The organism is Chloracidobacterium sp., assembly GCA_016711345.1.
GTDB lineage: Bacteria > Acidobacteriota > Blastocatellia > Pyrinomonadales > Pyrinomonadaceae > OLB17.
In genome coordinates this window covers 1827051-1853029 of sequence record JADJTD010000001.1, presented here as the reverse complement: position 1 = coordinate 1853029, position 25979 = coordinate 1827051, and the positions used below count along the sequence as shown (strand labels likewise).

The following is a 25979-nucleotide window of genomic DNA, read 5'->3' as shown; positions in this document are numbered from 1 at the left end:
AAACCCTGCGGCGCGTGTCAGAATTTAGGGTTTTCGGGATATAGAGGTTAAATATTGAAGGCTGAGACCAAAACAAAGGGAAAACTGCTCAAAAAAATGGGCCGTGCTGTCGAAGATTTTTCGATGATCGAGGACGGCGACAAAGTAATGGTCTGCCTCTCGGGCGGCAAAGACAGCTACACGATGCTCGATCTGTTGCTGGATGTTCAAAAGCGTGCGCCGATCAAATTTGAGATACTCGCCGTCAATCTCGACCAAAAACAGCCTGATTTTCCCGAAGAAGTCCTGCCGAATTACCTAAAAAGGATCGGCGTAAACTACCGCATCGTCGAGGAAGACACATTTTCGATCGTCACAGCTCACATTCCCGAAGGCCAGACGTACTGCTCGCTTTGCAGCCGCCTACGCCGCGGCATTTTGTACAACGTCGCCGTCGAAGAAGGCTGTTCAAAGATCGCGCTCGGCCACCACGCGGACGACATCATCGCGACCTTTCTGATGAATCTCTTTTACGTCGGCCAGCTAAAGGCAATGCCGCCAATACTTAAGAGCGACGACGGCCGCAACACGATCATCCGCCCGCTGGCGTATTGCCAGGAAAAAGAGATCGTCGCCTACACGACAGAGCAAAAGTTCCCGATCATTCCCTGCAATTTGTGCGGTTCGCAGCCAAACCTGAAACGTGCCCGCATCAAACGGCTGATAAACGAGCTTGAAAAGGAAACGCCATACATCCGCCAGACGATGATGACCGCTCTGACAAACGTCACAGGCTCGCACCTGCTCGACAACAAGCTCTACGATTTTCGCAACTTTGAGCCGATGATAAAGGCCATTCCAAAAGGCCACGGCTCGGTGGAAAAGGAACTCGACGACGTTTTCGACCACTCTGATTCACAATTCAAAATTCAGAATCCGGAATTCCAAAGCGTCGCCGCCGAGATCATTCAGTAACCCATTTCGCTCCCAAATTTCACACGGTGGCGCGCCTATTTCCCAATAAATATAAGGGTTTGAAGCGGTTTTCGGGCCGTCATGGACACAAAAAGCCATCGCAGACCTCTATAAAGCCATCGGAGACCCCCCAAAAAGCCATCTTAGAACCCCAAAAAGCCACCGGAAAACTCGTCCTCCCACGACGCTTTATCCCCGCCTTCACCATTTCGCCTACATGCGTTCATCAGAGCGCCTTATCGTACCGTTTATCCTTGTGTTCATTATTTTTTCGTTTCACGACAGTAATCCAGTAAAAAAAGTAAGATAAAGCTCGATTGACTTACTTTTTTGTAAGTGCTACAATATGTGACAGTGGTAAATATGGAAACAACAGCTACAACCAAAGGACAAGTAGTAATACCCTCATCGGTTCGTAGAAAACTCGGCATAAAAACTGGCACGCGCATTCACGTCAAGCTTGACGAAGCGAACGCTCAGATCATACTCACGCCGATCACGCGCGAATACATTCATAGCCTTCGCGGGAAGTTTCGCGGTGCGGGACTGGTTGAGGAACTTGAGGCTTCGCGGGCCCGCGACCGAGAAAGGGAAGATAGAGATCGTTAACTTTCATCGAAGATCATGAAAAAACCAAAATCGATCGTGCTCGATTCGTGGGCAATCCTTGCATACTTCCAAGACGAGCCGTCCGGCGAAAAGGTCGCCGATCTCATAGCCGACTCGCAGGAAGCGGGCATTCCGCTTCTAATGAGCGTTGTAAATGTGGGCGAGGTCTGGTACTCAATCGCCCGTCGGCGTTCTGCAAAAGACGCCGACGAAGCTGTACGTGAGATCCGGGCAATCGGTATCGACTTTGTCGAAGCCGATTGGGAACTAACAAGCACCGCCGCCGCCTACAAAGCAAAAGGCGCCATCTCCTACGCCGACTGCTTCGCCGCCGCCCTCGTTGTCAGAACCGCAAACAGCAGCGACCAGACTTCCTGCACCCTCGTTACCGGCGACCCCGAGTTCAAACAAGTCGAAACAGAGATCGAGATAGTCTGGCTTTAAGTTAAGGCTCGATCTTCGGAACGTCGCCCGACTTTTTGGCTAATCTGCAAATGGTCTATGATCTACAACCAGCGGAAAAGAAAGAATCTGACGAACCATACGCCATGTAAGATCGCTGCAGAGATCGTAGTAGTCTTTTATGATCAGTTTTTCTGACGAATTAAAGCAGTTCATCCGAGATTCAACGTGGATATTTTCCAAGACGTATGCCGCGACTTGGCCTCACGAGTACATTGTTCAGCAGCAAGTTGACCGGGTTATGTTCAACGCATTGGCGGAGCACATTGACAACTTCGGATACGAATCTGACTTTTACGACACGAAACAAATTTATTTCGATTATGACGGGAATACGTATTGGCATATGGGAAACATTATCAATCGCTGTCCTGAAAACGAAACCTACCGCCGCAGAAAAGAGCAAGGGAGATTGCCGAAGAATTTGAGCGAGCCAAAATAAGGGTACCTTTTGTGTAATGCTCTAATTGAGTATAATCAGACATCTCTTTGCTTCTTTAACGGGACCAATTATTTAAGTAATCTGCTATGAAAGTTGTTTCATTTTTTGCGGGCGCGGGTGGGCTTGATCTTGGTTTCGAGAAGGCTGGCTTTGATGTTGTTTGGGGTAACGAGTATGACAAGACAATTTGGGACACTTATCGCGAAAACCATAAACGAACGGAACTCGATACCAGAAGCATACGAGATATAAGCTCAGATGAAGTTCCTGATTGCGACGGAATAATTGGCGGCCCACCTTGCCAAAGCTGGAGTGAAGCAGGAGCGCTTAGGGGAATAAAAGATGCCCGTGGTCAATTGTTCTTTGAGTTTATGCGCATCTTGGCAGATAAGCGTCCGAATCGGAAAAGTATTCAAAAAGTAAAATCAAATTGAATTTTTAGGGATGACGAACGACGCGATTGAATTTAACGGCAAATCCTTTGGCTTGAGGGTTCTCGATTTTGGTGAAGATTGGGGAACTTGTCGAGTTGCGTCACACAATCTCAATCAGCTTCTAATGGATGAGACTGGACAATATATTTCAAGAGAGGCTCAATCCGTGGATGAACATATTTTTTATTTCATTGCTCCCGCCGAGTTTCGATTGTCGGATGAAGCATTGACGACAAAAATACTTAGAGAGGTTCAATGATTCGTTTTCAGTTCTTTCCACGCTCACAGCGCATCACGCAATCGATCCAAGAAGTGATCGATTGTTTTATGACTTGTGATGACCAGATTTCCTCACCAAAACACGAACTTCCGAGCAACGACGTTTTGGCAATTCTTCGTCCTCATCTTGAGAACGTCGGATATAAAGTCGAAGAAGGAAAATCGAAGATTCAAAAGATTGGTGTTCCAGTTCTTTTTGGTCTGGGAAATCAGATTGATAAAGCTTTTAATGCTGATGCAATCAGTGCGGACGGAAAGATAGTCATCGAGGTCGAAGCCGGTCGAGCAATTGACAACAATCAGTTTTTGAAGGATATTTTCCAAGCCTGCATGATGTTTGACGTGGAGTATTTAGTAGTCGCGGTTCGCAACCACTATCGAAAGAAGGATGATTTTACTCATGTTTTCACCTTTCTTGAGACACTATACATTTCCAACCGCTTACATCTGCCGCTAAGGGGAATACTGCTTATAGGTTACTGAGAATGTTAAGCCGAGTCAGAACCGGGAGCGATAGCGACTGGGTTCTTAGACGTGAGGATTGAGTATGTGGAACGACACAGACATCCCGTTAGCGGTTTTCTTTACCTTTAGGTGTTATGGAACGTGGCTTCACGGCGACGAACGCGGCAGCGTTGATCGTAATAACAACAAATACGGCTCTCCAAGAATTCAAGCAAACAGCAACTGGCGAAAACATAGTGAAGAGTTGTTGCTCCATCCTCCGGTGACGCTGAATGCCGCCAGCAGGAAATCCGTCGAAAAGGCAATTAGAGACCTGTGCCTCAAACGCAATTGGACGCTTCTGGCTATAAACGTTCGGACGAACCATATTCATGTAGTTATCTGCATCGGATCGAAAAAGCCTCAAGATGCTTTGATCGCGTTGAAAGCCAACGCTACGCGGCAACTTCGGGAAGACCGATTGTGGATCCACGAACACTCTCCTTGGGCTGACAAAGGCAGCAAGCGAAATCTCTGGAACGAAAAGAGTATCTGGGAAGCCTGCAACTATGTAAATAACGAACAAGGTGACAAATTACCTGACTTCGACTGGTGGTAAAAGAACCCAGTCGCTATCGCTCCCGGTTCTGACCCGCTCCGCCTTCACTCTCAGCCGCGAAGGTTTGCGTCGCAAGACTTGGGCAACGCTTGGCGACTATCACTCGTCAGTATATGTTCCAATCCTCTCCGCATTCCGTGATGAGCTTCGACGAATGGAAAAGGCTCACGGAAATATTGTGGCGGAAAGATTAGTTCAATATCTCATAGGAAATAAGTATTTTTACAAGGTAATCAAAGGAAACAATTCATAGGTAGTGCGGAATGACAGCAGATAAAAGCGAACTTGTCATATATCAAACGGACGACGGTCGGACGCAGATTCAGACGCGGTTGGAGGACGAGACTGTTTGGTTGACTCAGCCGATGATGGCGGAGTTGTTTCAGACTACCCAGCAAAAACATAAGCCAACACATACAGAACATTTACGAAGAAAACGAGTTGACGCCGGAAGCAACTCACAAGGATTTCTTGTTAGTTCGTAAAGAGGGCAATCGTGAGGTTCAGCGTGAGCTTGCTCACTATAACCTCGATATGATCCTCTCAGTCGGATATCGGGTCAAAAGTGGGATAGCTACTCGGTTTCGAATTTGGGCGACGCAGCGGTTGCGGGAGTATATCGTGAAGGGATTTACGATGAACGACGAGCTGTTGAAGCAGGCGGGCGGCGGGAATTATTTTTTGCCTCGGACTTGACAGCGGCATCCTATCTATGAAACAATAGCCCTATTATGAGAGCAGATTGGCAAGAGGTTCCGCGGGGGGATGTGATGCCGCAGTATGCGGGGATACATGTAACGATGAATCCTATGGGCGATATAATGATGAGCCGGGTGACGTATCAGATACTGGAAGAGCCGCCGGCGTTTGTGATCTATTTTGACAAGACCAACAGGCGCATCGGCCTAAAGCCGGCAACGCTCGGGACGAAAAACGCCTATCCGACACGCTCGGTCAACAAGCGCACCGGCTCCAAAATGGTCCGCGGCCACCGCCTGACTCGCGAATACCGCGTTGACCTCCCGCAAACCGTCCGCTTCTACGACGCCGACATCAACGAAGACGGCATCCTCGTCCTCGACCTCCGAACGGCGCGCGTCTCTAAACGCGTCCGAAACCACTACCGCAACCGCGATAAAAGTCAGAACCGGGAGCTGTGACCTACTTAATTGAGGGTAACGAACGCCCTTACTTCGTGCGGGCTTCCGCATTCGGACAGTCACAGCCGCAATTTGCGATTTCCCTTGACAGTAACCCGCGTTGAGAATATTCTCGCCGTAAGATGGATTTTTATTTTTTGTTGTTTTCGCTTTTTGCACCGCGGGTTGTGATGGTGGTGTATTTGTTATTGTTTCCGGGGCTGTTTCCGGCGAATAGTGTGCCGCAGTGGGGCGATCTGCTGCTTGGGATATTTACTCCGCGCATTTTGATACTGATCTACATTTATCAAAACATGGGCTATGAGAACATCTGGTTTGCGGCTCATCTGATCGTGATGATCTTTGTGTACTTTGGCGGAGGCCGCGAGACGCACAAGCGACGCAGGCGTCGCAGTGAATAGGTAGTAACTAATAACTGATAACTGAAGTGGAAAGCAATAAACGATATGGGCCTTGATGACCTGCAAACTGATCTGTCCTTAACGGCGCAGATCGAGCTTTATTACGACCTTTTTATTCCTGAAAATTTATCAAAACCAGCGCCGTTGTTGATCGCGGTGCATGGGTATGGGGCGCATAAGCGGTATATGATGCGTGAGGCTCGAGCGGTTGCGGGCGACGGGTTTGTCGTTGCTTCGATACAGGCTCCGCATCCGCATTATCGGGCTTTGCCGGACGGCGGTTATAGGATCGGTTACGGCTGGCTTTCGGACGAGAGGCCGGAGCAGCACGTCGGGCTGCATCATAAGTTTGTGCTCGATGTGATAGACAAACTCGTAGGCGATGGACTGGTCGACCCCGATAGAGTTTTTATGTACGGATTTTCGCAGGCGTGCGCTTTGAATTTTCGTTTTGCGTTTACCTATCCAGACGTGTTGAGTGGAATCATCGGTGTCTGCGGCGGCATTCCGGGCGACCTCGATACAAATCCTATCTACAAACCTTTCTCGGCAGAGACGTTATATCTTTACGGCGACGATGATGAGTTTTACACGCAGGAACAGTTTGCGGCATTCAACGAAAAGCTGACGGCGATGCTGCCGCATTACCGTTCAAAACACTACTCAGCAAAACACGAAATAACAGACGAGATGCGTGCGGATATTCGGGAGTGGTTGTGAGCGCCGTTAGGGAATCCGGTCGCTGCTGCTCCCGGTTCTGACTTTGACATTTTTCACTTCGACAACATTCTGAAGCTCATCGGGCACGATGATCCGCGGCGTCTCGCCATCGAACTCAACCTTAAAATCATCGACACGAACTTTTGAAAGTGAGGTTCGCGGGCCATAGATCGTGAAGTTGACGGTCTTGCGGGGCGCGTCGGCAACTGGTATTGAAAATGAACGCTCGATGCGTTTCTCGCCGATCTTGAATATAACATCGACAAACGTATTGAGAACGGCAGCCTTTGGATTTGGGGCGACGACGGGCACTTGTTTTGCCGTGAACTCATCTTTTTTACCGGTCAGATTGATCTTGTCGGTCTGGACGTATTCGAGAATGCGGACGATGCTTGCCGGGCCGCGAACTTTAACATTCGGCGGTAACACGGTAGTGCTGTAAACCTCGTAACCTGGGGCTGGTTCGCCGGTAGTGATCGTCTTTACCTCGAGGTCTTTTTCTTCGACGGCCTCGAGATTGACGGCGATGCGGCTCGGGGCGACCTCGACCAATTTGACGCCTTGCGGCAGCGGAACAAAAACGCTCTCAGGCGACAGCAAAATTACTCGGTCACCAGGCTCGACATCGGTCAGGTCCAGTGAAGCGGCGAGTTCCGTGCGATTGATCTGCTCGACCTTGCGTTTGTCGCCGTTGACCTCGATCTCGACCTCTTGCAGCGGAGCATTTACGATCTGCGCGCTGCTGGAAATATTCAAATTGAGCGGGATCGTAAAACGTTTTGTCGTCGGCGTACTCAAACCCGTAACGCCGAACCAAAGCGCGAGCGTGATGACAAGCGCGATCAGCTTAAGCCCCCAATCTTCAAGAAAGACCTTTCTAATGATTTGTTTTGCAAAAACTGAATCCACCACAGAGAACACAGAGGGCACAGAGATACTTGATTTACCAATCGTTTTATTACGTCACGCAACAATCTTACGTTGAAGTCCAGAACCAAGGCAAATTTCTTTCTTTAAACAATCTCTGTGTTCTCTGTGCTCTCTGTGGTGAATCTTCTTTCCGAGCGGGTTTCAATAAGCGGAATTTCCATCGCGTCGAGCAACAGTTTGCGAAGCTGGGTCGTATCGAGATTTCGCCTCACTTCGCCGGCTTCGACGTAGGTTATCAGGCCTGTTTCTTCCGAGACGACGAGCGAGATCGCGTCGGAGCCTTCGGTGACGCCGATCGCGGCGCGGTGACGCGTGCCGAGTTCGCGGGAGATCTCTGGATTTTTTGTCAGCGGCAGAAAAACTGATGCGGCGGCAAGTCTTTCGTTTTGGATAACCACCGCTCCGTCGTGAAGCGGCGATGAAGGATTAAAGATCGAAACGATCAGATCGTAACTTATCTTTGCATCTAGCTGCACGCCTGCGTCGATAAAATTTCGCAGGCCGATGTTTCGCTCGATCACTATCAGCGCACCGGTCTTTTCGGTCGCAAGCGTTGTCATCGCAAGCACGATCTCGTCATAAACGCTGCCCCCAAATTGCCCGCGCTGACGCTTCAATATCGGAAAGCGAAACCGGTTGGCGAAGTAAATCAGAGCTTGCCTGATCTCTGACTGAAAAAGAACGATGATCGCGATGCCGATAAACCCTACTGCGTATCGAAGCACGAATTCCAACGTGGAAAGCTCCTGCGCAACAGCAAACCAATACAGCAGCGCCAGTATCACCATACCTACGACCGTCGGCACAGCGCGCGTTCCACGCAGCAGCTTAAGGACGACATAGACAATGATAAAAACGAGCGCTATGTCAAGGACATTTCGCAGCGTATTTATCGTCGGAATGTAATTCGTGATCTGCATCTCTCCGGCTAAGCCTGCTCGACACAAATGTGCCAATCTAAGCGTCTATTGCCATAAGAATAACACAACAATGAAACAGATTAAGGTTAGGCTTCGAAGGGAATTTCGCCGTGTTGGAATACTCCAAGCTCATTGCGTGAGACACGTTCCAGCAGTTTTTCGTCCTCGAACATTTTGACGAGGCCGTTGACGGTTGCGTATCGCGGCTCCTCGGGAATGGTGATAGGAAGATTGATCGACCCTCGCATGTATCGGTCTATACCTTCGAGCAGGGCTCCGCCGCCGGTAAGGATGACGCCTCGGTCGTAGATATCAGCCGCGACCTCGGGGCGAAGTTCGGTAAGCGTATCTTTAACACGAAGAGCTATACGACGCACCACGCTTTCGACAATCGGATAGACTTCGCCCAACGTAATGTCGACGGCTCCCGGACTGCCGGTTTGAATATCGCGTCCGCGAATGGTGATCGTTTTGGAAATATCATCAGGAAGAAATGTCGATGAAAATGTCGTCTTTAGCAGTTCAGTGGTTTCAAAGCCGACCTGCAATCCGCGATGACGGCGGAGATGCGTTGCAAGGTTTTCGTTAATTTCATTGCTGCCGAGCCGGTCGGATGTCGAATGAACAATAGAGCCTTTTGCGACGATCGCAATATTTGTTGTGCCTGCGCCGATGTCAACGATCGCCGAAGCACGTTTGTCAGTCGGCAGAACGCCCGCGCCAAATGCAGCAGCCAGGCCTTCTTCCATCATGAAGACCTTGCCTATATGAGCATCTTCGGCGGCGTTAAAAAGCGCGCGCTGCTCGACGTGCGTAACATCTGAGGTCATGCTCATCACGGCCTGGACCGAGATACTCGAACCGCCCGTTTTTGCCTTTTTGACAAAATGGGCAAGCATCTTCTTTGTGCGTTCAAAATCGCCAACCACGCCGCCGCTAAGCGGGGCTACCACGACAAGGTCCCGGCCTTCCCGTCCACGCATCTCGGCTGCTTCCGAGCCGTAGGCGATTATTTCGTCTTTTTGTTCGTTGATTGCAACCAGCGAAGGCTCGTCGAGCACGACACCTCGGCCCTTAACGGCGATGATCGTGCTCGCCGTTCCGAGATCGATAGCCATCGAATCAGTAACCAGTTTTCTTAATGATGAGATCTTCAGCATACGGGTCTATTAGCCGCAATGATTGATTATATGTCTATTTGAAATTTGCGCTAACGTCAGACCCATTTTACTTCAAATAGGTCTACCGGTTGCAAGCGATTTTTTACAACGAGCGGTTCTCGTTTTGTTAACGGGAATACAGCTCCCGCCGCTTGGGCGGTTGCTTCGCTGACAAGTATCTGTCCGCCGGCTGCATTTGACTGGAGACGTGAAGCAAGATTAACAGTGTCGCCGATCGCTGTGTACTCAGAACGCCGCTCGGAGCCAATGTAGCCGATAGTGGCTTCGCCGGTATGAAGGCCGATGCCAACCGCGATCTGCGAGAAGCCGAGATCGACCAATTCCGTGTTTAGAGTAATAAGCCTTTTCTGCATTGCTGCAGCGGCTTTGAGAGCATTTCTCGCATCTTCCGGCGTTGCGGTAGGTGCTCCGAACAAAGCCATCAATTCGTCACCGATATATTTATCAAGCGTTCCGCCATGCTCGAAAATTATCTCGGTCATTGCGGAAAAGTAGAGATTTAACAAACCGACAACCTTTTCCGGATTCTCATTTTCCGACAACGAGGTAAATCCGCGAATGTCGGCAAAGAGAACGGTGATCGTCTGATTGGCACCGCCTAGACGGAATGAATCGGGGTTTTCGAGAAGCTGTTTTACGACATACTCAGGCATGAAGCGGCTGTAATTAGCACGTGCAACTTCTTCGCGGGCAAGGCGCTTGTGGGCTTTCACGGTTTCGACTGTTACCGCTGTTTGCGCCGCCACTGCGCTGATCAACTCTAAATGGTCCGGCGAAAACGCTGCAAATGGATCAAGCCTATCGGCGTAAAGAACTCCGTGAACGCTCGATTGCGTTATCAACGGAGCACAGATCGTTGAGCGAACGCCTTGCGCGACGATCGACTCTGCGCCTTGAAATTGCTCGTCAGTCTTTGCGTCCTGCGACAGGATCGCAACGCGGTCGCGCATTACTTTTTGCGTGATCGTCCGGCTGACGGTTAGTTTATCGGTCAATTTCTTTATGCTTTCTTCGCGCGTTTTGGCTCCGATCTGATACAGGCTGAGATCGAACGAAACCGAATTGTCATTTTCATCTGTCAGCAGGGCCACAACGCGATCGGCCGGAGTTCCGCGAAAGATAAGGTCAGTCGCTCGCTCAAATATCTCTTCAAGATCAAAGACGGTGCCCAACGTTTTGCTCATTTCAAAGAGAAGCCCGAGTATTTTTGCTTTTCGCCGAAGATCCTTGATCTCCTCAGGTGTCGCAACAGCATTCTCAAGTGACAAGCTTGAACGCCGGCCAATAAGGTCATTCACCGAGATCTGAACCTGCGTATGGCCAAGTGGAGCATCGTCGTAATTAATAGGCTGCGACTTTTCAGTCCCAGCATCATGCTCGGCGGTAACGGCTAATTGGGGAATCGGATCGTTTTCCAAAACAACGTCAGAATCACCCACACCAACGAGAAATCTCAGCTTGCTCTCCCCGATAGTAATGACGTCATCAGCGGTGAGTGGACACTGGATCTGAATATTTCCGTTTACAAAAACGTGATTGACGCTGCGGATGAGCTGGCCATTTTCGAGATGGCCGTCGATAACCTTAAATGTTTTGCCATCGCCGAAAATAAAGGCGTGCTTTCTTGACACTCGCCGGTCGTCGAGGACAATATCATTCTCTCTTGCACGCCCGATCGAATAGGTTTTGGCGTGGACAAGTTTTACTTCCCACGTTCTGCCGGTTGGCTCTGTAATTTTTAGTATTGCGTCCAAGGTAACCGTAATTGTAATTGTTTAACCGCAAATGGTAAATTGAGCGGGTTCTACTTTCAAGTTTTTATGATCTATTTTGACAACAATGCGACTACGCAGGTCGTTCCACAAGTTTTGGATGCAATGTTACCGTATCTTGGTTCGTCTTACGCTAATTCATCCTCAGGCCACTCATTTGGACAGAAATCGCTTCAAGCCGTCAAATCTGCCCGACAAAGCATTGCCGACTTGCTTGGCGCACGCATTGCTGATGAAATTGTTTTTACATCATGCGGCACCGAGAGCGATAATTGGGCGATCATTGGCGCTGTAAAGGCTGCACCCGAAAAAGATCATATAATCACAACCCGAGTCGAACACGAAGCCGTCCGAAAAGTCTGTCAAAACCTCGACGGAGTATCACATCGCGTGACATGGCTCGATGTGGACGAAGACGGCAACTTAGATCTCGATGCTTTGCGTTCAGCTCTCAACGAAAAGACAGCGGTCGTGTCGGTAATGCTTGCAAACAACGAAACTGGAATCCTTTTTCCGGTCAAAGAGATTGGTGAGATCATTAAGGAAAAATCTGATGCTCTGTTTCACGTTGACGGTATAAACGCTGTTGGCAAAATTTCAATTGACCTGAAGAACACAACGATCGATCTGTTCTCCGCAGCCGCGCATAAGTTCTACGGCCCGAAAGGAATTGGGACGTTGTACATCCGAGAAGGCGTCGAATTGCCTTCGTTCTTTATCGGCGGCGGACAGGAAGGCGGTCGGCGTGCCGGAACCCCCGCAACGCACCAGATCGTCGGAATGGCTGCAGCTGCAGAATTTGTCAAAGATATGTCGCCGATGGAAAAGGTCAGAGAATTACGTGACCGTTTGGAAAACGGGATCCTAAAGGATATTTCAAATTCTCGCCTCAACGGCACTAGCGACACGTCAAAACGCCTGCCCAACACATCGTGCATTTCGTTTGAAAATACGAACGGAGAAATGATCATGCACAAACTCGACGAACTCGGCATCTGCATCTCGACCGGCTCTGCCTGTCATTCGCATGACCACACAGCATCGTCTGTCCTTCAGGCGATGAATGTTCCGTATTCCTATGCAATGGGGTCAATACGATTTTCGCTTGGACGCTTAAATACTGAAGATGAGGTTGATATCGTAGTTGACGCTTTGACGGGAATCGTAAAGGAACTAACTGCGTTGGCTGACTAGTGTAGATCAAGCAGCTTTTTCGATTCCGTAGCGGGCTAATTTTAGATAAAGTCCGCGTCTTGTGAGGCCGAGTTCGTTGGCGACTCGGGAGATGTTCCAGCGGTGGCGTGTGAGCGAGGCGCGAATGAGTTGCATTTCGAGTTCGGAGACTGCATTTTCCAGAGTGCCGCCCTCGGGGATATTTGTAAAGGGAGAAATCACTCCGTCATACGATGCGATCGGCTTAATATTTGAACCCGTGTCGAACGGCGTTAAAGGTTGAGCACTTCGTTTTAATTCAGGCGAAAGATGGTCAGGTGTGACGACCTCATTATCGACCGCACGGGCGATGATTCGCTGTATTTCGTTGCAAAGCTGCCGGACATTTCCCTGCCAGTTGCAAACCATCATCAGATCGATCGTCTGTGGCGTAAAACTAATATTGTGTTTTCCAAACCGCGACGAGTAATGATTGATGTAGTAGTTTACGATCGGCGGTATCTCTGATCGACGTTCACGAAGCGGCGGCACACGCAGCCGAATTACATTTAGCCTATAGTAAAGGTCCTCGCGAAATGTACCGTCAGCAACCTTTTCCTCTAACGGCATATTGGTCGCGGCGATGATACGGACATCGACCTTTAGCGGTTTTTTGTCGCCGAGCGGCTGTATCTCACCTTCCTGCAGAAAACGCAGAAGTTTTGGTTGGACGTCGATAGGCAAATCACCAACCTCGTCCAGGAAAAGCGTTCCGCCGTCAGCGGTGCGGATCATGCCGGGCGAATCTTCGACAGCTCCGGTAAACGCACCTTTTTTGTAACCAAATAGATGCCCTTCAGCAAGTTCCTTTGGAACGGCGGTGCAATTAAATGGCACAAAGATCTTATCCTTTCTGTTAGAGAGGGTGTGGATCGCACGCGAGACTAGTTCCTTACCGGTTCCCGATTCACCCGTTACAAGAACAGTCACATCGGACGAGCGTATCTTATATACCTCCTCGACCAGCTCCGTCATCGCCAGCGACGAATGAATAAAGCCCGGCATTAGGCTATTGGACGTGTACGGCGAAGATTCGTGTTCGGTTGGTGAAGATTTATCTCTTTCGCGAAGTGCGATCACGTCCATACCGAGTTCGACGACACGAAGCAAAGGGGCTAGTGAGCTGTTATCGCTCAAAACAGCGCCGGATGCGGGACTCATAAGCAAAAAGGCCGGTGATGCCGCTGAGCCATGAAGTGGAAAGACCGCAATGTTCTTTGTGCGTGCGAAGGTTTTTTCCTCGCCCTTTGTCCGAGCTTCGCTAAATTTTTTGATCAGGTCGTTGCTTTCCTGCGGAGAATACCCGTGAGTAATAAAAGGATAGAGCTGTTTCTGATCGTTGAACTGGGCGAGCGCGATCTTGCTGGCATTGCTGTCCTGTTGGAGAACGGCGACAAGCTCTCGAAACATCAATTCGCGTGAGGCAGTGGCTTCAGCCAAACGCACGGTCAGGAGCTGTGAAACAACGGAATTTGACCGCTTTTCTGATGCGGAATTTCCGGTTGACACCGAATCTTTTTCTACTCTTTCTAGTTCCTTACCGATCCGCGCAATATAGGACGCAATACCAAGTTTTTTAAAGATATCCAGGGCCGATATTAGGTGGCGTCTTGCCCGGACAGAATTTCTAGCATCGAGGTGAGATCCAAGCAAAAAATGGAGGATGCCGGTGTGATACAGATCCTCGGCTGCTTCGAAAATGGTTAATCCACGGCTGAAATGATGAATTGCCATTTCGGTATCCTCTTCGGCAAGGGCAGCAAGCCCTCTGATCCGCTGAATGTTGCCGAGGACAAAAAAATCTGTTGGAGTGTCGCCTTCCTCCATCTCGGCCAGTGCATTTTCATATTCTTCGAGACCACTTTGGCTTAGGTAGCTTTCAGCAAGGATCAAGCGGGCCATATCCGCATATGCTTTTGTCCCAAGTTCAATCGAAAAATCAATAGTCTCACGAGCTTTTTCGATCGCCTTCTTGAACTTACCCTGAGCGAGGTAGCATCGAGCCAGGCTGCGCATTGGCTGAACTGTGTACCACGCATGCTTGCGCTGCTGTGCAAATTCAATTGCTCTGTGCAGCCATTTTTCGGCTTCGACGAGATCTTCGCGGAGAATGTTCAACTCGCCCAGCGAATCATAGATACCGGCGACATGAACATAATTTTCCCGCTCGGCTATCTCGAGAGCCCGGTTAATCATCGACTCAGCTTTTTCCCATTCGCCGATCAGGACGAGGTTCATGCCCATATTGTTATAGGCGATGACGCTATTCAGTGCGTGGTCAGTTTGGTCAAAAAATTCGATAGATTTTTCAAGACATGCTATACCGTCCTGCGGGCGGCGAAGGAACCAATAGGCACCGGACATATCGGTATAAAGTTTGCCGAGCATGAACGGAGCTGAGTTTTCACCAATAATATTGATGCCAAGTTCGAAGTTCTCTAATGATCTCTCGCTGTTGCCTTCCTGATGGTAGCTGTTAGCGATCTCACGATAGGATTCGGCCATTCCGAGCCAGTCGGCTGTGTCGCGAAAATGGTCGAGAGCCTTGAGAGCATAGTCGCGGCAGATTGGATATTCGCTCAACTTCCGGTAAACGCGAGCGAGGGCGATCTCAATACTGCCCGAGAGATGCCAGAGTTCGTTCTCGTCTGATTTTTGGCGGTTTTCTTTAAGAAGCGTGATAGCTTTTGGTTGGTCGCCAGTGTTGCTATATGCGATCGCAACCTGTGTCGTGACCTTTACCTGCGTTTCGGAGCCAAGCTGGGAAAGATTCTCATCCTCAGCAAATGGCTTGATCGTCTCAAGCGATTCCTTATATCGTCCGATCGTCTCTAGCGTGAATGACAATAAACGTGTCAGGTTGGCGAGATTGTCGGGCGTATGGTCGTAGCCTTCAATGGTTTTGACGAGTATCTTTTCAGCCTCGCCCGATTGGCCCTCGCGCAGCTTTTGCCCGACGCTGCGAAATACGGCGTCGATGCTTTCAAACGAGATAGCCCTCGCAGCAGCAGCCGAACCGCGGGCTTGTCGCGGCAACGACGAAGTTGTGGATTGTTCCCTTTTCATTTACTGTGCAAAAACAAAACGACGAATCGCCATATGCTTTCAATAATTGAATACTAAGTAAACAGTTGCGCATTTGAAATCTAACAGAAAAAACTCGCGGCGTCCACAATTTTTTTATTGTCTTGCTACAGAGAAAACAGAGGGTACTGAGATTAAGGAATATTATCGTTCTTTAAGGTCACTGTGTTCTCTGTGACGGATATAGCGGATATAATGGAACGATGCCTGAGTTTCCCGACATAGACGGCGGCAGCGATGTCTTGGAAGAAACCAAGATCAAGCTCGAAAAGCCGAAACTATTTAAAGTCATCCTTCACAACGATGACTTCACAACAATGGAATTTGTTGTTTTCGTTCTGCAATATGTGTTCAATCGTTCAGATTCCGAAGCTTTCTCCATTATGCTCAAAGTTCACAATGAAGGCATCGGCATCGCGGGAATTTACCCGTATGAGATCGCCAATATGAAAAGCGAAAAGGCAAAAAATCTTGCCCGTTCACGCGAGTATCCGCTGCTTTGCACAGTCGAAGAAGAGTAAAAAAATTCCCTTAAAATGATGGGCAAAATGTTCAGGTTCTGAAAAACGACCTGTTAACCATGCCTATTGTGTCCGAATACTTCTTTAACAATGATTCTGCGTGGTAATATCTAGGTTTTATACGGAAATGACAGAACCAATCGATCTTAAAAAAACAGTAAACCTTCCCAAGACCGATTTCGCCCAAAAAGCAAATCTTGGGCAAATGGAACCCGCGCGGCTAAAGAAGTGGCAGGAAATGGGCCTGTATGAAAAAATTGCCGATGCTCGCAAGGGACGAGATAAATTTATCCTTCACGACGGCCCGCCTTATGCCAATGCCGACATTCACATCGGTACTGCGCTCAACAAGATACTCAAAGATTTTGTCGTTAAGACGCGTTCGATGATGGGCTTCGATGCGCCTTATGTGCCCGGATACGACTGTCACGGACTGCCGATCGAGACAATCGTCGAAAAGAAACTAGCAGAAAAGGGAAAGAACAAAAACGATATTCCGGTAGCCTCATTTCGCCGTATTTGCCGCGAACATGCTTCAACGGCGATGAATAATCAGACGCGCGATTTTCAGCGTCTTGGGATTCTCGGCGAGTGGAAAAATCCATATCTGACGATGTCGCCCGAATACGAATCATCGACGGCGCGGCTGTTTGGTAAATTTCTCGACCGTGGCTTTGTTTACAAAGGATTGAGGCCCGTTTATTGGTGCATACATGACCAGACGGCTCTTGCGGAGGCCGAGGTTGAATATAAGGAACACAGTTCGCCGTCAGTGTATGTAAAATTTTCGCTAAAGACCGATCCGGCAGAGATCGATCCCGCTTTGGCCGGCAAAAATATGATAGTCGTGATCTGGACGACGACTCCATGGACACTGCCCGCAAATCTCGGCATAACCGTTCATCCGGATTTTGAATATTCGGCAATTGAAGTTTCTGACGCCGAAGTATTCATCGTTGCGTCAGAACTTGCAACTGCATTTACCGAGACATGCGGTTTTGCCGAGTATGAGGAAATTGCTCGTTTTAAAGGTTCAAAGCTCGACCGAATGGAAGCGAAGCACGCATGGCTGGATCGCACTTCATTGATAATGAACGGCGATCACGTCACGCTTGGTGAGGCTGATGCAGAGGTGGAGCTTGATGCACGGCATGAGAACAAAGCGGCAGGTAAATCAGGCACAGGTTGTGTTCATACGGCTCCGGGGCACGGCGCAGACGATTTTGCCGTTGCAAAACGATACGGCCTTGATATCTATGCTCCGGTCGATACCGCGGGCAAATTCACATCCGAAGTCGAACACTGGGCCGGCGAAGATATTTTTATAGCTAACTCTAAGATCGTCACGTTCCTTCGTGAGAGAGGTGCGTTACTTTTTTCGGAAACCTATCAGCATCGGTATCCGCATTGCTGGAGATGCAAAAATCCTGTGATCTTTCGCGCAACGCCGCAATGGTTCGTGTCGATGGATGAGGCAGTTGATGGCAGATCGTTGCGGCAGCGTGCGAGGGACGAGATCGAAAAGGTCAAATGGCATCCCGCTTGGGGCGAAGGCCGTATGAACAATATGTTCAAAGGGCGACCAGATTGGTGCGTTTCGCGTCAGCGGTCATGGGGCGTGCCGATACCGGTGTTTTATTGTAAAGGCTGTGACGAAGCAGTTGCCGATCCAAAGATTATCGACCACGTCGCTGATATTTTTGCGGTTGAGACGGCCGATGCGTGGTATGCACGGCCTGAGAGCGAATTACTTCCCGAAGGTTATAAATGCACAAAATGCGGCGGAGCAGACTTTCGCAAAGAGACGGACATTCTTGATGTTTGGTTCGATTCGGGCTCGAGCTGCGTCGCGGTTCTTGAAACGCGCGGCGAAACACTGCGGTTTCCGGCGGATGTATATCTCGAAGGCGGAGATCAGTATCGCGGTTGGTTTAACTCAAGCCTTAGCTGCGGTATCGCGGCACATGACGCTGCGCCTTACAAACAGATCATCACCCACGGCTGGGTCGTCGATGGCGAAGGCCGCAAGCAGTCCAAGTCTATTGGCAACGTGACAGCTCCGCAAGAGATCATCGACAAATCGGGTGCCGAGATACTTCGTCTATGGGCGGCGGCGGTCGATTATACAGAGGATGTTAGGTGTTCAGACGAGATATTGGCACGCGTCGTCGATGCGTATCGCAAGATGCGAAATACGCTGCGTTATGCGCTTGGGAATCTTGAAGGATTTGATCCCGTAAGTGATGCTGTGGCGCCGTCGGAGATGCTTGAGATTGACCGTTGGGCTCTTGCGGGACTTAACGATGTCACGAAAAAGGTGCTTGCGGCCTATGAGGCATACGATTTTCAGGCGGCGTATCATGTTCTCTACAATTTCTGCACGGTGACGCTATCGTCTAGATACTTTGACATTATCAAGGACCGGCTCTACATATTTGCTCCGAGATCTTTGGAACGACGCTCGGCTCAGACTGCTCTGCACACAGTTGTTGACAACTTGTGCCGCCTGCTCTCGCCAATATTGGCTTTCACGTCTGACGAGGCGTGGGAAAATTTACCCGGACAATCTGTGGCCTCGGTCCATCTTGCCGAATTTCAGGTCGCAGATGAGGCGGACCACTCAAGCCTCAATGAGAAATGGGAAAAGATCTTCGCGATCAGGGATGAAGTTTTGAAGGCACTCGAAGACGCTCGAAATGACAAGCAGATCGGCTCATCGCTTGATGCCAATGTAATACTGACAACAGACGCTGCGACGACACGATTTTTGATGGATTATTTTGACCAACTGCGTTACGTTTTCATCGTCTCGCAGGTCGAAGTTCATGAAGGAGATGCGTTCAGGGTCGAGATCCAAAAAGCAGACGGTGAAAAATGCGAACGCTGCTGGAATTATTCTGTTCGCGTTGGAGAGTTTGTTGAGTATCCTTCAGTTTGTGAAAGATGCAACGATGCTCTGAAAGAGATCGTATAGGAGTAGTTATGAAAGTTGGTATTGTATTTCTCATCCTGATTTTTGCTTTTGCGTTTAACGCATCGGCTCAGACATCAGAAAAAGATGCTGTGCGTGTTCCGCTCGAAAACTATATCAAGGGCCATGCGACCGGTGACGCGGAGTTTTTTAAAAAAGCGTTTCACACCGAGGGCAACCTTATCTTTATCCGCGACGGCAAATACACAACACGCAGCTTTTCCGAGTACATTGCCGGGGCAACCGGTGGCAAGCCTGCTGCCGATGAAGCTAAACGTAAACGTTCGATCGAAAGCATCGACGTAGTCGGAAACGCCGCGACAGCTAAGATAATCCTCGACTATCCTACAGTTAAGCTGACAGACTATATGTCGCTGCTCAAGATCAACGGTGAATGGAAGATCGTAAATAAAATATTTACCTCTGAGCCTAAGGCTCCCGTGGAAACCAAAAAGCCTTAATGAATAAGCGTGATCTATTGTGGAAGATTGCCTACCTCGCCATAGCCGGCGGGGTTTTTCTAATAGACCAAACTACTAAGGCGTGGGCGACAAAAGAGCTGCGTTTTGGAGGTGACAGGACACTAATTTCCGGCTTTCTTAATTTTGCATACGCGCAGAATACCGGCGTTGCGTTTTCGATGCTTGACGATCATGGTGATGCAGGACGCTGGGGGCTTTCGATAGTTGCCATTGTCGCGGCAGCCCTCGTCATGTATTTCTTTTGGCGAACGCCTCGAACCGACGACAGAATGATGGGAGCTCTCGCATTACTTCTTGCGGGCATCGCCGGTAACGTGACCGACCGGCTGCGGCTCGGGTTTGTTGTTGATTTTATCGATGTTCAATTTGGAAACTGGCATTATCCAACATTCAACGTGGCCGACTCAGCGATCTGTATTGGTGCGGGGCTACTTATTATTGACATGTACCTAAATGGCCGAAAGACCGTAACAACAAACGCACAAACCGCGATCCGCTCTTCGCATTCGAACGATGTATCCTGAACTATTTCGCATCGGCACATTTCCTGTAACGACCTACGGCATTTTTTTGGCGTTGGGGATGTTGCTCGCACTGTTTGTCGCATCGCGGCTCGGCGCTCCTGACGGATTGCCGCGTGAACGTATTTATGACCTCGGTCTTTGGACGTTGGTCGGCGGGCTTGTCGGTTCAAAGGTACTGATGTTCTTTGTCGAGGACAACGTCAACATATTTACTCTGGATTTCCTGCGATCCGGCGGTGTCTATTACGGGGGGTTGATAGGAGGCTTTTTGGCCGTTGTCATTCTCGTGCGCCTTTATAAATTGCCGTTATGGAAAGTCGCCGATGCATTTGCTCCCGGCCTTGCTCTCGGGCAGGCTTTCGGGCGACAGGGTTGTTTTTCCGCCGGTTGCTGCTGGGGCAAACCGACAAATTTGCCGTGGGGAGTACATTTTACCGAGTTGGGTCACGAATACACCGGCGTTCCGATCTACGGCCTCGACGGCAACCACATTCATCTACACCCGACACAGCTCTACGAATCGTTCATAATGTTTGCCGTTTTTGCATTTCTTATTTACCTGCATCGGCGAAAGAAATTTGACGGGCAGGTTCTTATTGCTTACGGTATCATCTATTCGATCGTTAGATTTTCTATCGAATTTATCCGCGACGACCCGCGCGGCGACCTTCTTGGATTTACGTCTCTTACAGGGCTTTCAACTTCACAAGGCATAAGCCTAATTGTCGCTGCCGGTTCGATTGTCTTTATGTTTATGCGTCATAAGCGAGTTTCGAGTTCAAAGTTCAAAGTTCAAAGTTCCGAGTGACAGAAGAACCTTCATCCTTCATCCTTCATCCTTCATCCCTTGATACGGGAAAGCGTCTCGACGCTTATCTTGCTGAAAATATCGACGGCTGGTCGCGTTCGCGCCTTCAGCGGCTGATCGAGAACGAAGATGTTCTGGTCAACGAAGCAGCGGTCAAGCCTTCGTATAGGGTTCGCGATAGTGATGAGATAGAGGTTGATCTGATCGAGGTGCCGGTTGCCAGATTTGAGCCGGAAGATATAACGCTCGACATTGTTTACGAGGACGAATATCTTGCCGTAATAAACAAACCGGCAGGAATGGTCGTTCACCCCGGTGCCGGTGTTCAAAGCGGGACACTGGCGAATGCGATCGCGTTTCATTTTGGGTCCAAAGCCCAGAATCCAACTTCCAAAGACCAAGACAGGGTCGGCATTGTACACCGCCTGGACAAGGACACGTCAGGCCTGATCGTCGTTGCTAAGACGGACGAAGTTCACGAAGCCTTATCTGAGCAGTTTCGGGAGCGGTTAGTTTATAAGAGTTACGTTGCGCTTGTTCACGGCTCGCCTGACACGAATACAGGTAAGATCGAAGCTCCGATCGGCCGCAACAAACATAATCGTCTAAGGATGAAGGTCGCTACGCACGGGCGGAGTGCTCTCAGCCTTTGGAAAGTGCGAAAACGTTACGCCAAATTCACACTTCTTGATGTTGAGATCAAAACCGGACGGACGCATCAGATCCGCGTTCACATGGGCTATATCAATCATCCGGTAGTCGGTGACGAGATCTATAACGAGGGCCGAGATAACACAGTTGCTGATACTAACACCCGAAATGCGATCAAATCAATGGGGCGATTTTTTCTCCATGCGGAAAAACTCTCATTCACACATCCGGTCACAGAAGAGCAGCAGGATTTCAGCGTCCCGCTTCCGCTCGTTTTGTTGAGTTTTCTGGAGACGCTTGAGAATGGCTCGTAGCGGTATAGCCTATTTCACGCGACACTTTGGCAGCAGCATCTGTAAGAAGGGCTACGATCTTCGGCAAATTCGGCTCATCTATGTGCTGGATGATGCTGGATGTTCCTAAAGCAGCTACCACTGAGCCGCGTGCATCATAAATTGGAGCCGCAATACACCGAACTCCTTCCGCATTTTCCTCGTCATCAACCGCAAAACCGTATTTTCTAACTCGAGCCGCCTCGCGCAGAAATTTCTCTGGTTCAGTTATCGAACGTTGCGTTTTTTGTTCCATACCGTGCAGGTTAAGGATCGCAATTATCTCCGTCTCCGGCATAAATGAGACCAATATCTTTCCAATCGCCGTCGTATGCACAGGCAAACGGTGGCCGACCCAGATGTCCAATTTGATAAAGCTCTTTTCGCCCTCGACCTTTTCGACATAGACCGCTCGGCCGTTATCGAGAACGGCAACGTGAGCTTCGGGCAGACGGCATTTTTGTAAGAATTCCGTGAGAAATGGTTTAGCCGCCTCGCGCACATCGAGTCCGGGAATCGCTCCTCCGGTCAGATCCATTACTTTTAGACCCAAACGATATTTGCCCTCAGTGTCGCGACGAAGATACTCACGCCGTTCCAAAACACGAAGAATATAGCTTGCCGAGCTTTTAGGGATGTTCAATCTCCGACTGAGGTCGGAGTTGCTCAAGCCGTTCTTGCCGACTGCAACCATTTCCATTATCGACAGTGCCCGTTCTACAGCGGTTGACGTTATTTCTGACATATTTCGTATTGTTCCATAATGTGAAATATTGTTCAAGATGCCGAACGCATCATAATTCTGGTATTTACAACGGATAATCAACTAATTTACCCTCAACTAAACTAACCTTCTGGAAAAAAGCGGCTGTTCGAAATATAGAACAACGGAAGTAATACATGACACAGGCTACACTAGAACGAACCGCCGATCTACGGATCAATCAGGCACCTGCGGATTTTGCGGCTAAAACCGTCTGGAACGAAGGTTTCTATGAACTTCTGGCGGAATTGCATGAAAAATTCACTCCGCGTCAGCGGGAATTGGTGAAAAAGCGGCGCCAGATTCTATCCGAAGCTCATAATGGGAATTTGCCGACCTACCTCGAGCCTTCAGAAGCAACGGAGGGCAATTGGCAGATAACGATTCCCGCTTGGTGCTCGGACCAGCGCAACCAAATGACCGGGCCCGCTGACGATGGTGAATTGGTCGTCAAAATGCTTAACTCCGGTGCTCCAGGCGTGATGATCGACCTCGAAGATTCGATGGCAAATGTCTGGGCGAATCTTGAAACCGGCATTGCAAACTCTCTGAACGCTCTGCATGGCGACCTTACGTATTTTGACAAGAAACGTGATCGCGAAGTCACGATCAAAGAAAGCTCGACCGTGATATGGACTCGTGTTCGCGGGCTGCATCTTAGTCAAGCAGGCATTTTCGATGACCTGATGTCAGCCTCAGTTTACGACGCTGCAAGAATTGCGTTTGGAGTTGACCGAACAAAACTAAAGCATAATCTGTGCTTCTACATTCCAAAATCGGAATCGGCCGAGGAAGCCCTGTTTTGGCGTGACCTATTTCAAATGCTCGAAGCGAAGCTCGGTTGGGAAAAGTGCTACATCAAATGCATGGCTTTGGTCGAGGCACATCCTCTCGCCTTTCAGACCAAAGAATTTATCTACAATCTCCGCGACCATCTCGTCGGGTTGAATCTTGGACGTTGGGACTACATGGCGAGCCTTATCTATTTCAATCTACATAATCCGAATTGGGTCTTGCCGGACAGAAACACCATTCCGTCTGACATTCCGTTCTTTCAAAATCTGCGAAGGTTGCTTGTCGAGGTTTGTCACAAACGAGGAATTCTGGCCATCGGAGGCATGACAGCTTTGTTTCCAAATCGACAAGATGCTGAACTCAACGAGCGAGCGTTAAAAACACTCGAAGCCGACAAGCTAAACGAAGCCAACGTCGGTATGGACGGTGCGTGGACAGGGCATCCCGACCAAAATGCTATCGCGGTCGAACAATTTCCAGATCCAAATCAGAATTTTGTCAGGTTTGAAGGGCAATCGCTTTCGCCCGATCTGCGGCCTTTGCCTACGGGTGTTGGTAAGCACACCTTAGACGGAACACGAGCCGCTGTAAGCACCGTTATTCGATACCGGCACGGCGTTTTAAGTGGCAAAGGAGCTTCGCTGCTAGACGGTTACATGGAAGATCTTGCTACCGACCGCATCTATCGCCTCATGATCGCTCAACGAATGAAACATCGCAAAACCGTGAAGATTATGGACGGTGATGTGGTTGTCGAACATACTCCTGAGTTTATCAGCAAGATATTTGACGAGGAATTGGCAAAGATACTTGAGCGAGTGCCGGACGCAGCGTCAGAAAAAGATCGATACGAGGAATCAAAACGCATTAGTGAAAGAATGATTTTTCAAGAGGAATTTGATCCGAGCTGAGCATGAATTTTAAATCTAAAATTTGAGATTTGATATTGGAGAAAAGGAATTTAATTTTCGGGGGAACACTATGAAAAAAGATGAACAGATAAAGGCAATGGAACAGGATTGGGCAACAAATCCGCGATGGGTGGGCGTGGTCCGCAATTACACTGCGGAAGACGTCCTGAAGCTTCGCGGCTCGGTGAAGATCGAATACACCCTGGCAAAGATCGGGGCGGAACGTCTCTGGGATTCGATGAAAACCAGCGATTTCGTCAACGCTCTTGGAGCGATGACCGGTGGACAGGCCGTTCAGCAGATACAGGCCGGACTGCAGGCGATATATTGCAGCGGCTGGCAGGTTGCGGCCGACGCAAACACGGTTGGCCAAACTTATCCCGACCAGAGTCTCTATCCATCGAACAGCGTTCCCGAGCTTGTCAAAAAGATCAATAATTCCCTGATGCGCACCGATCAGATCTACTCGACCGAAGGGAAGAATGGCATCAATTGGTTCGCTCCGATCGTTGCTGATGCCGAGGCCGGTTTTGGCGGCAATCTGAACGCCTTTGAACTGATGAAATCGATGATCGACGCCGGTGCGGCAGGCGTTCATTTTGAAGACCAATTGTCTTCGGCGAAAAAATGCGGCCATATGGGCGGCAAAGTTCTCGTGCCGACAGGCGAGGCCGTTCAGAAGTTGATTGCGGCGCGGCTTGCTGCCGATGTTTGCGGCGTGCCGACCATCGTTGTTGCCCGAACGGATGCAAACGGAGCAAATCTTTTGACCTCGGACATCGATGATAACGACAAACCATTCTGCACGGGCGAACGAACCGTCGAAGGCTTTTTCCACGTAAACGCAGGTATTGAACAGGCGATCTCACGTGGCCTTGCTTACGCACCGTATGCCGATCTCGTATGGTGCGAAACCTCGCATCCGGACCTCGACGAAGCCCGCGAATTTGCCGAGGCAGTCCACTCAAAATATCCGGGTAAGATGCTGGCGTATAACTGCTCGCCGTCGTTCAACTGGAAGAAAAAGCTCGACGATGAAACGATTGCAAAATTCCAATGCGAATTGGGCGCGATGGGCTATAAGTTCCAGTTCATCACGCTGGCTGGTTTTCACTCGCTCAACCACGCGATGTTCGAACTCGCCACAGGCTATCGCGAACGACAGATGTCCGCCTATGCCGAATTGCAGGAGCTGGAATTCGCTTCGGAGATAAGTGGATATCGAGCGACCAAACACCAAGCGTTTGTCGGCACAGGATATTTCGACGCACTGACACAAGTCATATCTGGCGGTGCGTCGTCGACAACGGCTTTGTCCGGCTCAACTGAGGAGGAACAGTTCGATGATGTAGTGATCAACGACGTATCGAGCAAAGAAGCAGTTCGCGTTTAGAAAGACTCCTCTTTTTCACACTGCGAGGTCGTCTGAAAGTTGGATTTCGGACGGCCTCATCTTATGTCTTCTCTTGGAGTCAAAATTTCATTTTTTTTGGAAACTTTTTTAGGAAAAATAGTATTCTCAGAAAAGTGCTGGTTTTTGAGGCAGTTTTGAATGTGGCACGTGCCACATTTTTAAAGTTTCCGAGCAAAAACACATG

At 49.4% G+C, this 25979-nt stretch carries 27 protein-coding genes and 1 pseudogene; 22 read left to right on the top strand and 6 right to left on the bottom strand.

Annotated features, from left to right (window positions below):
* Positions 1 to 96: 96 nt before the first annotated feature.
* From ttcA to IPL32_07640, 13 genes and pseudogenes are all read left to right on the top strand, one after another.
* The gene (gene ttcA / locus IPL32_07700; protein MBK8465699.1) at positions 97 to 954 is read left to right on the top strand and encodes a tRNA 2-thiocytidine(32) synthetase TtcA; all 858 of its coding nucleotides are present in this window, start codon (positions 97 to 99) and stop codon (positions 952 to 954) included.
* A gap of 363 nt (positions 955 to 1317) precedes the next feature.
* On the top strand, positions 1318 to 1563 hold the full coding sequence (locus IPL32_07695; GenBank protein ID MBK8465698.1) for an AbrB/MazE/SpoVT family DNA-binding domain-containing protein: 246 nt from the start codon (positions 1318 to 1320) through the stop codon (positions 1561 to 1563).
* Between the two features lie 15 nt (positions 1564 to 1578).
* Positions 1579 to 2007 carry a type II toxin-antitoxin system VapC family toxin gene (locus tag IPL32_07690; protein ID MBK8465697.1) on the top strand — a complete coding sequence of 143 codons (429 nt, stop codon included), beginning with the start codon at positions 1579 to 1581 and terminating at the stop codon, positions 2005 to 2007.
* Positions 2008 to 2146: 139 nt separating this feature from the next.
* Complete coding sequence (locus tag IPL32_07685; protein MBK8465696.1) at positions 2147 to 2467, top strand: hypothetical protein; 321 nt, start codon at positions 2147 to 2149, stop codon at positions 2465 to 2467.
* An 86-nt stretch (positions 2468 to 2553) separates the two neighbouring features.
* Complete coding sequence (gene dcm / locus IPL32_07680) at positions 2554 to 2901, top strand: DNA (cytosine-5-)-methyltransferase (GenBank protein MBK8465695.1); 348 nt, start codon at positions 2554 to 2556, stop codon at positions 2899 to 2901.
* A gap of 10 nt (positions 2902 to 2911) precedes the next feature.
* Positions 2912 to 3160 (top strand): hypothetical protein, encoded by a 249-nt coding sequence (locus IPL32_07675; protein ID MBK8465694.1) that lies wholly within the window; start codon positions 2912 to 2914, stop codon positions 3158 to 3160.
* The gene (locus IPL32_07670) at positions 3157 to 3663 is read left to right on the top strand and encodes a hypothetical protein (GenBank protein ID MBK8465693.1); all 507 of its coding nucleotides are present in this window, start codon (positions 3157 to 3159) and stop codon (positions 3661 to 3663) included. The genes IPL32_07675 and IPL32_07670 overlap by 4 nt, the downstream gene beginning before the upstream one ends.
* A gap of 64 nt (positions 3664 to 3727) precedes the next feature.
* Complete coding sequence (locus IPL32_07665) at positions 3728 to 4243, top strand: transposase (protein ID MBK8465692.1); 516 nt, start codon at positions 3728 to 3730, stop codon at positions 4241 to 4243.
* Positions 4200 to 4496, top strand: a complete 297-nt coding sequence (locus IPL32_07660; protein MBK8465691.1) for a HaeIII family restriction endonuclease — start codon at positions 4200 to 4202, stop codon at positions 4494 to 4496. Before IPL32_07665 ends, IPL32_07660 begins: the two co-directional genes overlap by 44 nt.
* 10 nt (positions 4497 to 4506) lie before the next feature.
* Positions 4507 to 4939: pseudogene (locus tag IPL32_07655) on the top strand (virulence RhuM family protein).
* 35 nt (positions 4940 to 4974) lie between these two features.
* On the top strand, positions 4975 to 5403 hold the full coding sequence (locus tag IPL32_07650) for a hypothetical protein (protein ID MBK8465690.1): 429 nt from the start codon (positions 4975 to 4977) through the stop codon (positions 5401 to 5403).
* 122 nt (positions 5404 to 5525) lie between these two features.
* Positions 5526 to 5804, top strand: a complete 279-nt coding sequence (locus IPL32_07645; GenBank protein MBK8465689.1) for a hypothetical protein — start codon at positions 5526 to 5528, stop codon at positions 5802 to 5804.
* 45 nt (positions 5805 to 5849) lie between these two features.
* The gene (locus IPL32_07640) at positions 5850 to 6524 is read left to right on the top strand and encodes a hypothetical protein (GenBank protein MBK8465688.1); all 675 of its coding nucleotides are present in this window, start codon (positions 5850 to 5852) and stop codon (positions 6522 to 6524) included.
* Positions 6525 to 6530: 6 nt separating this feature from the next.
* On the opposite strand, the gene IPL32_07635 is transcribed toward IPL32_07640, so the two are convergent.
* The 4 genes from IPL32_07635 to IPL32_07620 all read right to left on the bottom strand — a co-directional run bounded on the left by IPL32_07635 (position 6531) and on the right by IPL32_07620 (position 11309).
* A complete protein-coding gene (locus IPL32_07635; protein MBK8465687.1) occupies positions 6531 to 7436 on the bottom strand; it encodes a YbbR-like domain-containing protein in 906 nt (301 codons plus the stop codon).
* Between the two features lie 101 nt (positions 7437 to 7537).
* On the bottom strand, positions 7538 to 8374 hold the full coding sequence (locus tag IPL32_07630) for a TIGR00159 family protein (GenBank protein ID MBK8465686.1): 837 nt from the start codon (positions 8372 to 8374) through the stop codon (positions 7538 to 7540).
* A gap of 86 nt (positions 8375 to 8460) precedes the next feature.
* Positions 8461 to 9534, bottom strand: a complete 1074-nt coding sequence (locus IPL32_07625; GenBank protein MBK8465685.1) for a rod shape-determining protein — start codon at positions 9532 to 9534, stop codon at positions 8461 to 8463.
* A 56-nt stretch (positions 9535 to 9590) separates the two neighbouring features.
* Complete coding sequence (locus IPL32_07620) at positions 9591 to 11309, bottom strand: FHA domain-containing protein (GenBank protein MBK8465684.1); 1719 nt, start codon at positions 11307 to 11309, stop codon at positions 9591 to 9593.
* A 66-nt stretch (positions 11310 to 11375) separates the two neighbouring features.
* On the opposite strand from IPL32_07620, the gene IPL32_07615 reads away from it, so the two are divergent.
* Positions 11376 to 12521 carry an aminotransferase class V-fold PLP-dependent enzyme gene (locus tag IPL32_07615; GenBank protein ID MBK8465683.1) on the top strand — a complete coding sequence of 382 codons (1146 nt, stop codon included), beginning with the start codon at positions 11376 to 11378 and terminating at the stop codon, positions 12519 to 12521.
* A 6-nt stretch (positions 12522 to 12527) separates the two neighbouring features.
* On the opposite strand, the gene IPL32_07610 is transcribed toward IPL32_07615, so the two are convergent.
* On the bottom strand, positions 12528 to 15605 hold the full coding sequence (locus IPL32_07610) for a sigma 54-interacting transcriptional regulator (protein ID MBK8465682.1): 3078 nt from the start codon (positions 15603 to 15605) through the stop codon (positions 12528 to 12530).
* Between the two features lie 221 nt (positions 15606 to 15826).
* On the opposite strand from IPL32_07610, the gene IPL32_07605 reads away from it, so the two are divergent.
* The 6 genes from IPL32_07605 (at position 15827) to IPL32_07580 (ending at position 21894) form a co-directional block, all read left to right on the top strand.
* The gene (locus IPL32_07605; GenBank protein MBK8465681.1) at positions 15827 to 16144 is read left to right on the top strand and encodes an ATP-dependent Clp protease adaptor ClpS; all 318 of its coding nucleotides are present in this window, start codon (positions 15827 to 15829) and stop codon (positions 16142 to 16144) included.
* A 139-nt stretch (positions 16145 to 16283) separates the two neighbouring features.
* The gene (gene ileS / locus IPL32_07600) at positions 16284 to 19118 is read left to right on the top strand and encodes an isoleucine--tRNA ligase (GenBank protein MBK8465680.1); all 2835 of its coding nucleotides are present in this window, start codon (positions 16284 to 16286) and stop codon (positions 19116 to 19118) included.
* An 8-nt stretch (positions 19119 to 19126) separates the two neighbouring features.
* Positions 19127 to 19576 carry a nuclear transport factor 2 family protein gene (locus tag IPL32_07595; GenBank protein ID MBK8465679.1) on the top strand — a complete coding sequence of 150 codons (450 nt, stop codon included), beginning with the start codon at positions 19127 to 19129 and terminating at the stop codon, positions 19574 to 19576.
* Positions 19576 to 20121, top strand: a complete 546-nt coding sequence (lspA, locus tag IPL32_07590) for a signal peptidase II (GenBank protein ID MBK8465678.1) — start codon at positions 19576 to 19578, stop codon at positions 20119 to 20121. Before IPL32_07595 ends, lspA begins: the two co-directional genes overlap by 1 nt.
* Positions 20111 to 20929, top strand: a complete 819-nt coding sequence (gene lgt, locus IPL32_07585; GenBank protein ID MBK8465677.1) for a prolipoprotein diacylglyceryl transferase — start codon at positions 20111 to 20113, stop codon at positions 20927 to 20929. Before lspA ends, lgt begins: the two co-directional genes overlap by 11 nt.
* On the top strand, positions 20926 to 21894 hold the full coding sequence (locus IPL32_07580; protein MBK8465676.1) for an RluA family pseudouridine synthase: 969 nt from the start codon (positions 20926 to 20928) through the stop codon (positions 21892 to 21894). The genes lgt and IPL32_07580 overlap by 4 nt, the downstream gene beginning before the upstream one ends.
* On the opposite strand, the gene IPL32_07575 is transcribed toward IPL32_07580, so the two are convergent.
* Entirely contained in the window at positions 21833 to 22657 is an 825-nt protein-coding gene (locus tag IPL32_07575) for an IclR family transcriptional regulator (protein MBK8465675.1), read from the bottom strand. The genes IPL32_07580 and IPL32_07575 overlap by 62 nt on opposite strands.
* Before the next feature lie 155 nt (positions 22658 to 22812).
* Here IPL32_07575 and IPL32_07570 point away from each other — a divergent pair, with 155 nt between their 5' ends.
* Positions 22813 to 24381, top strand: coding sequence for a hypothetical protein (locus IPL32_07570; protein ID MBK8465674.1), 1569 nt, complete (start codon positions 22813 to 22815; stop codon positions 24379 to 24381).
* Between the two features lie 70 nt (positions 24382 to 24451).
* Complete coding sequence (aceA, locus tag IPL32_07565) at positions 24452 to 25774, top strand: isocitrate lyase (protein ID MBK8465673.1); 1323 nt, start codon at positions 24452 to 24454, stop codon at positions 25772 to 25774.
* Positions 25775 to 25979 lie beyond the last annotated feature (205 nt).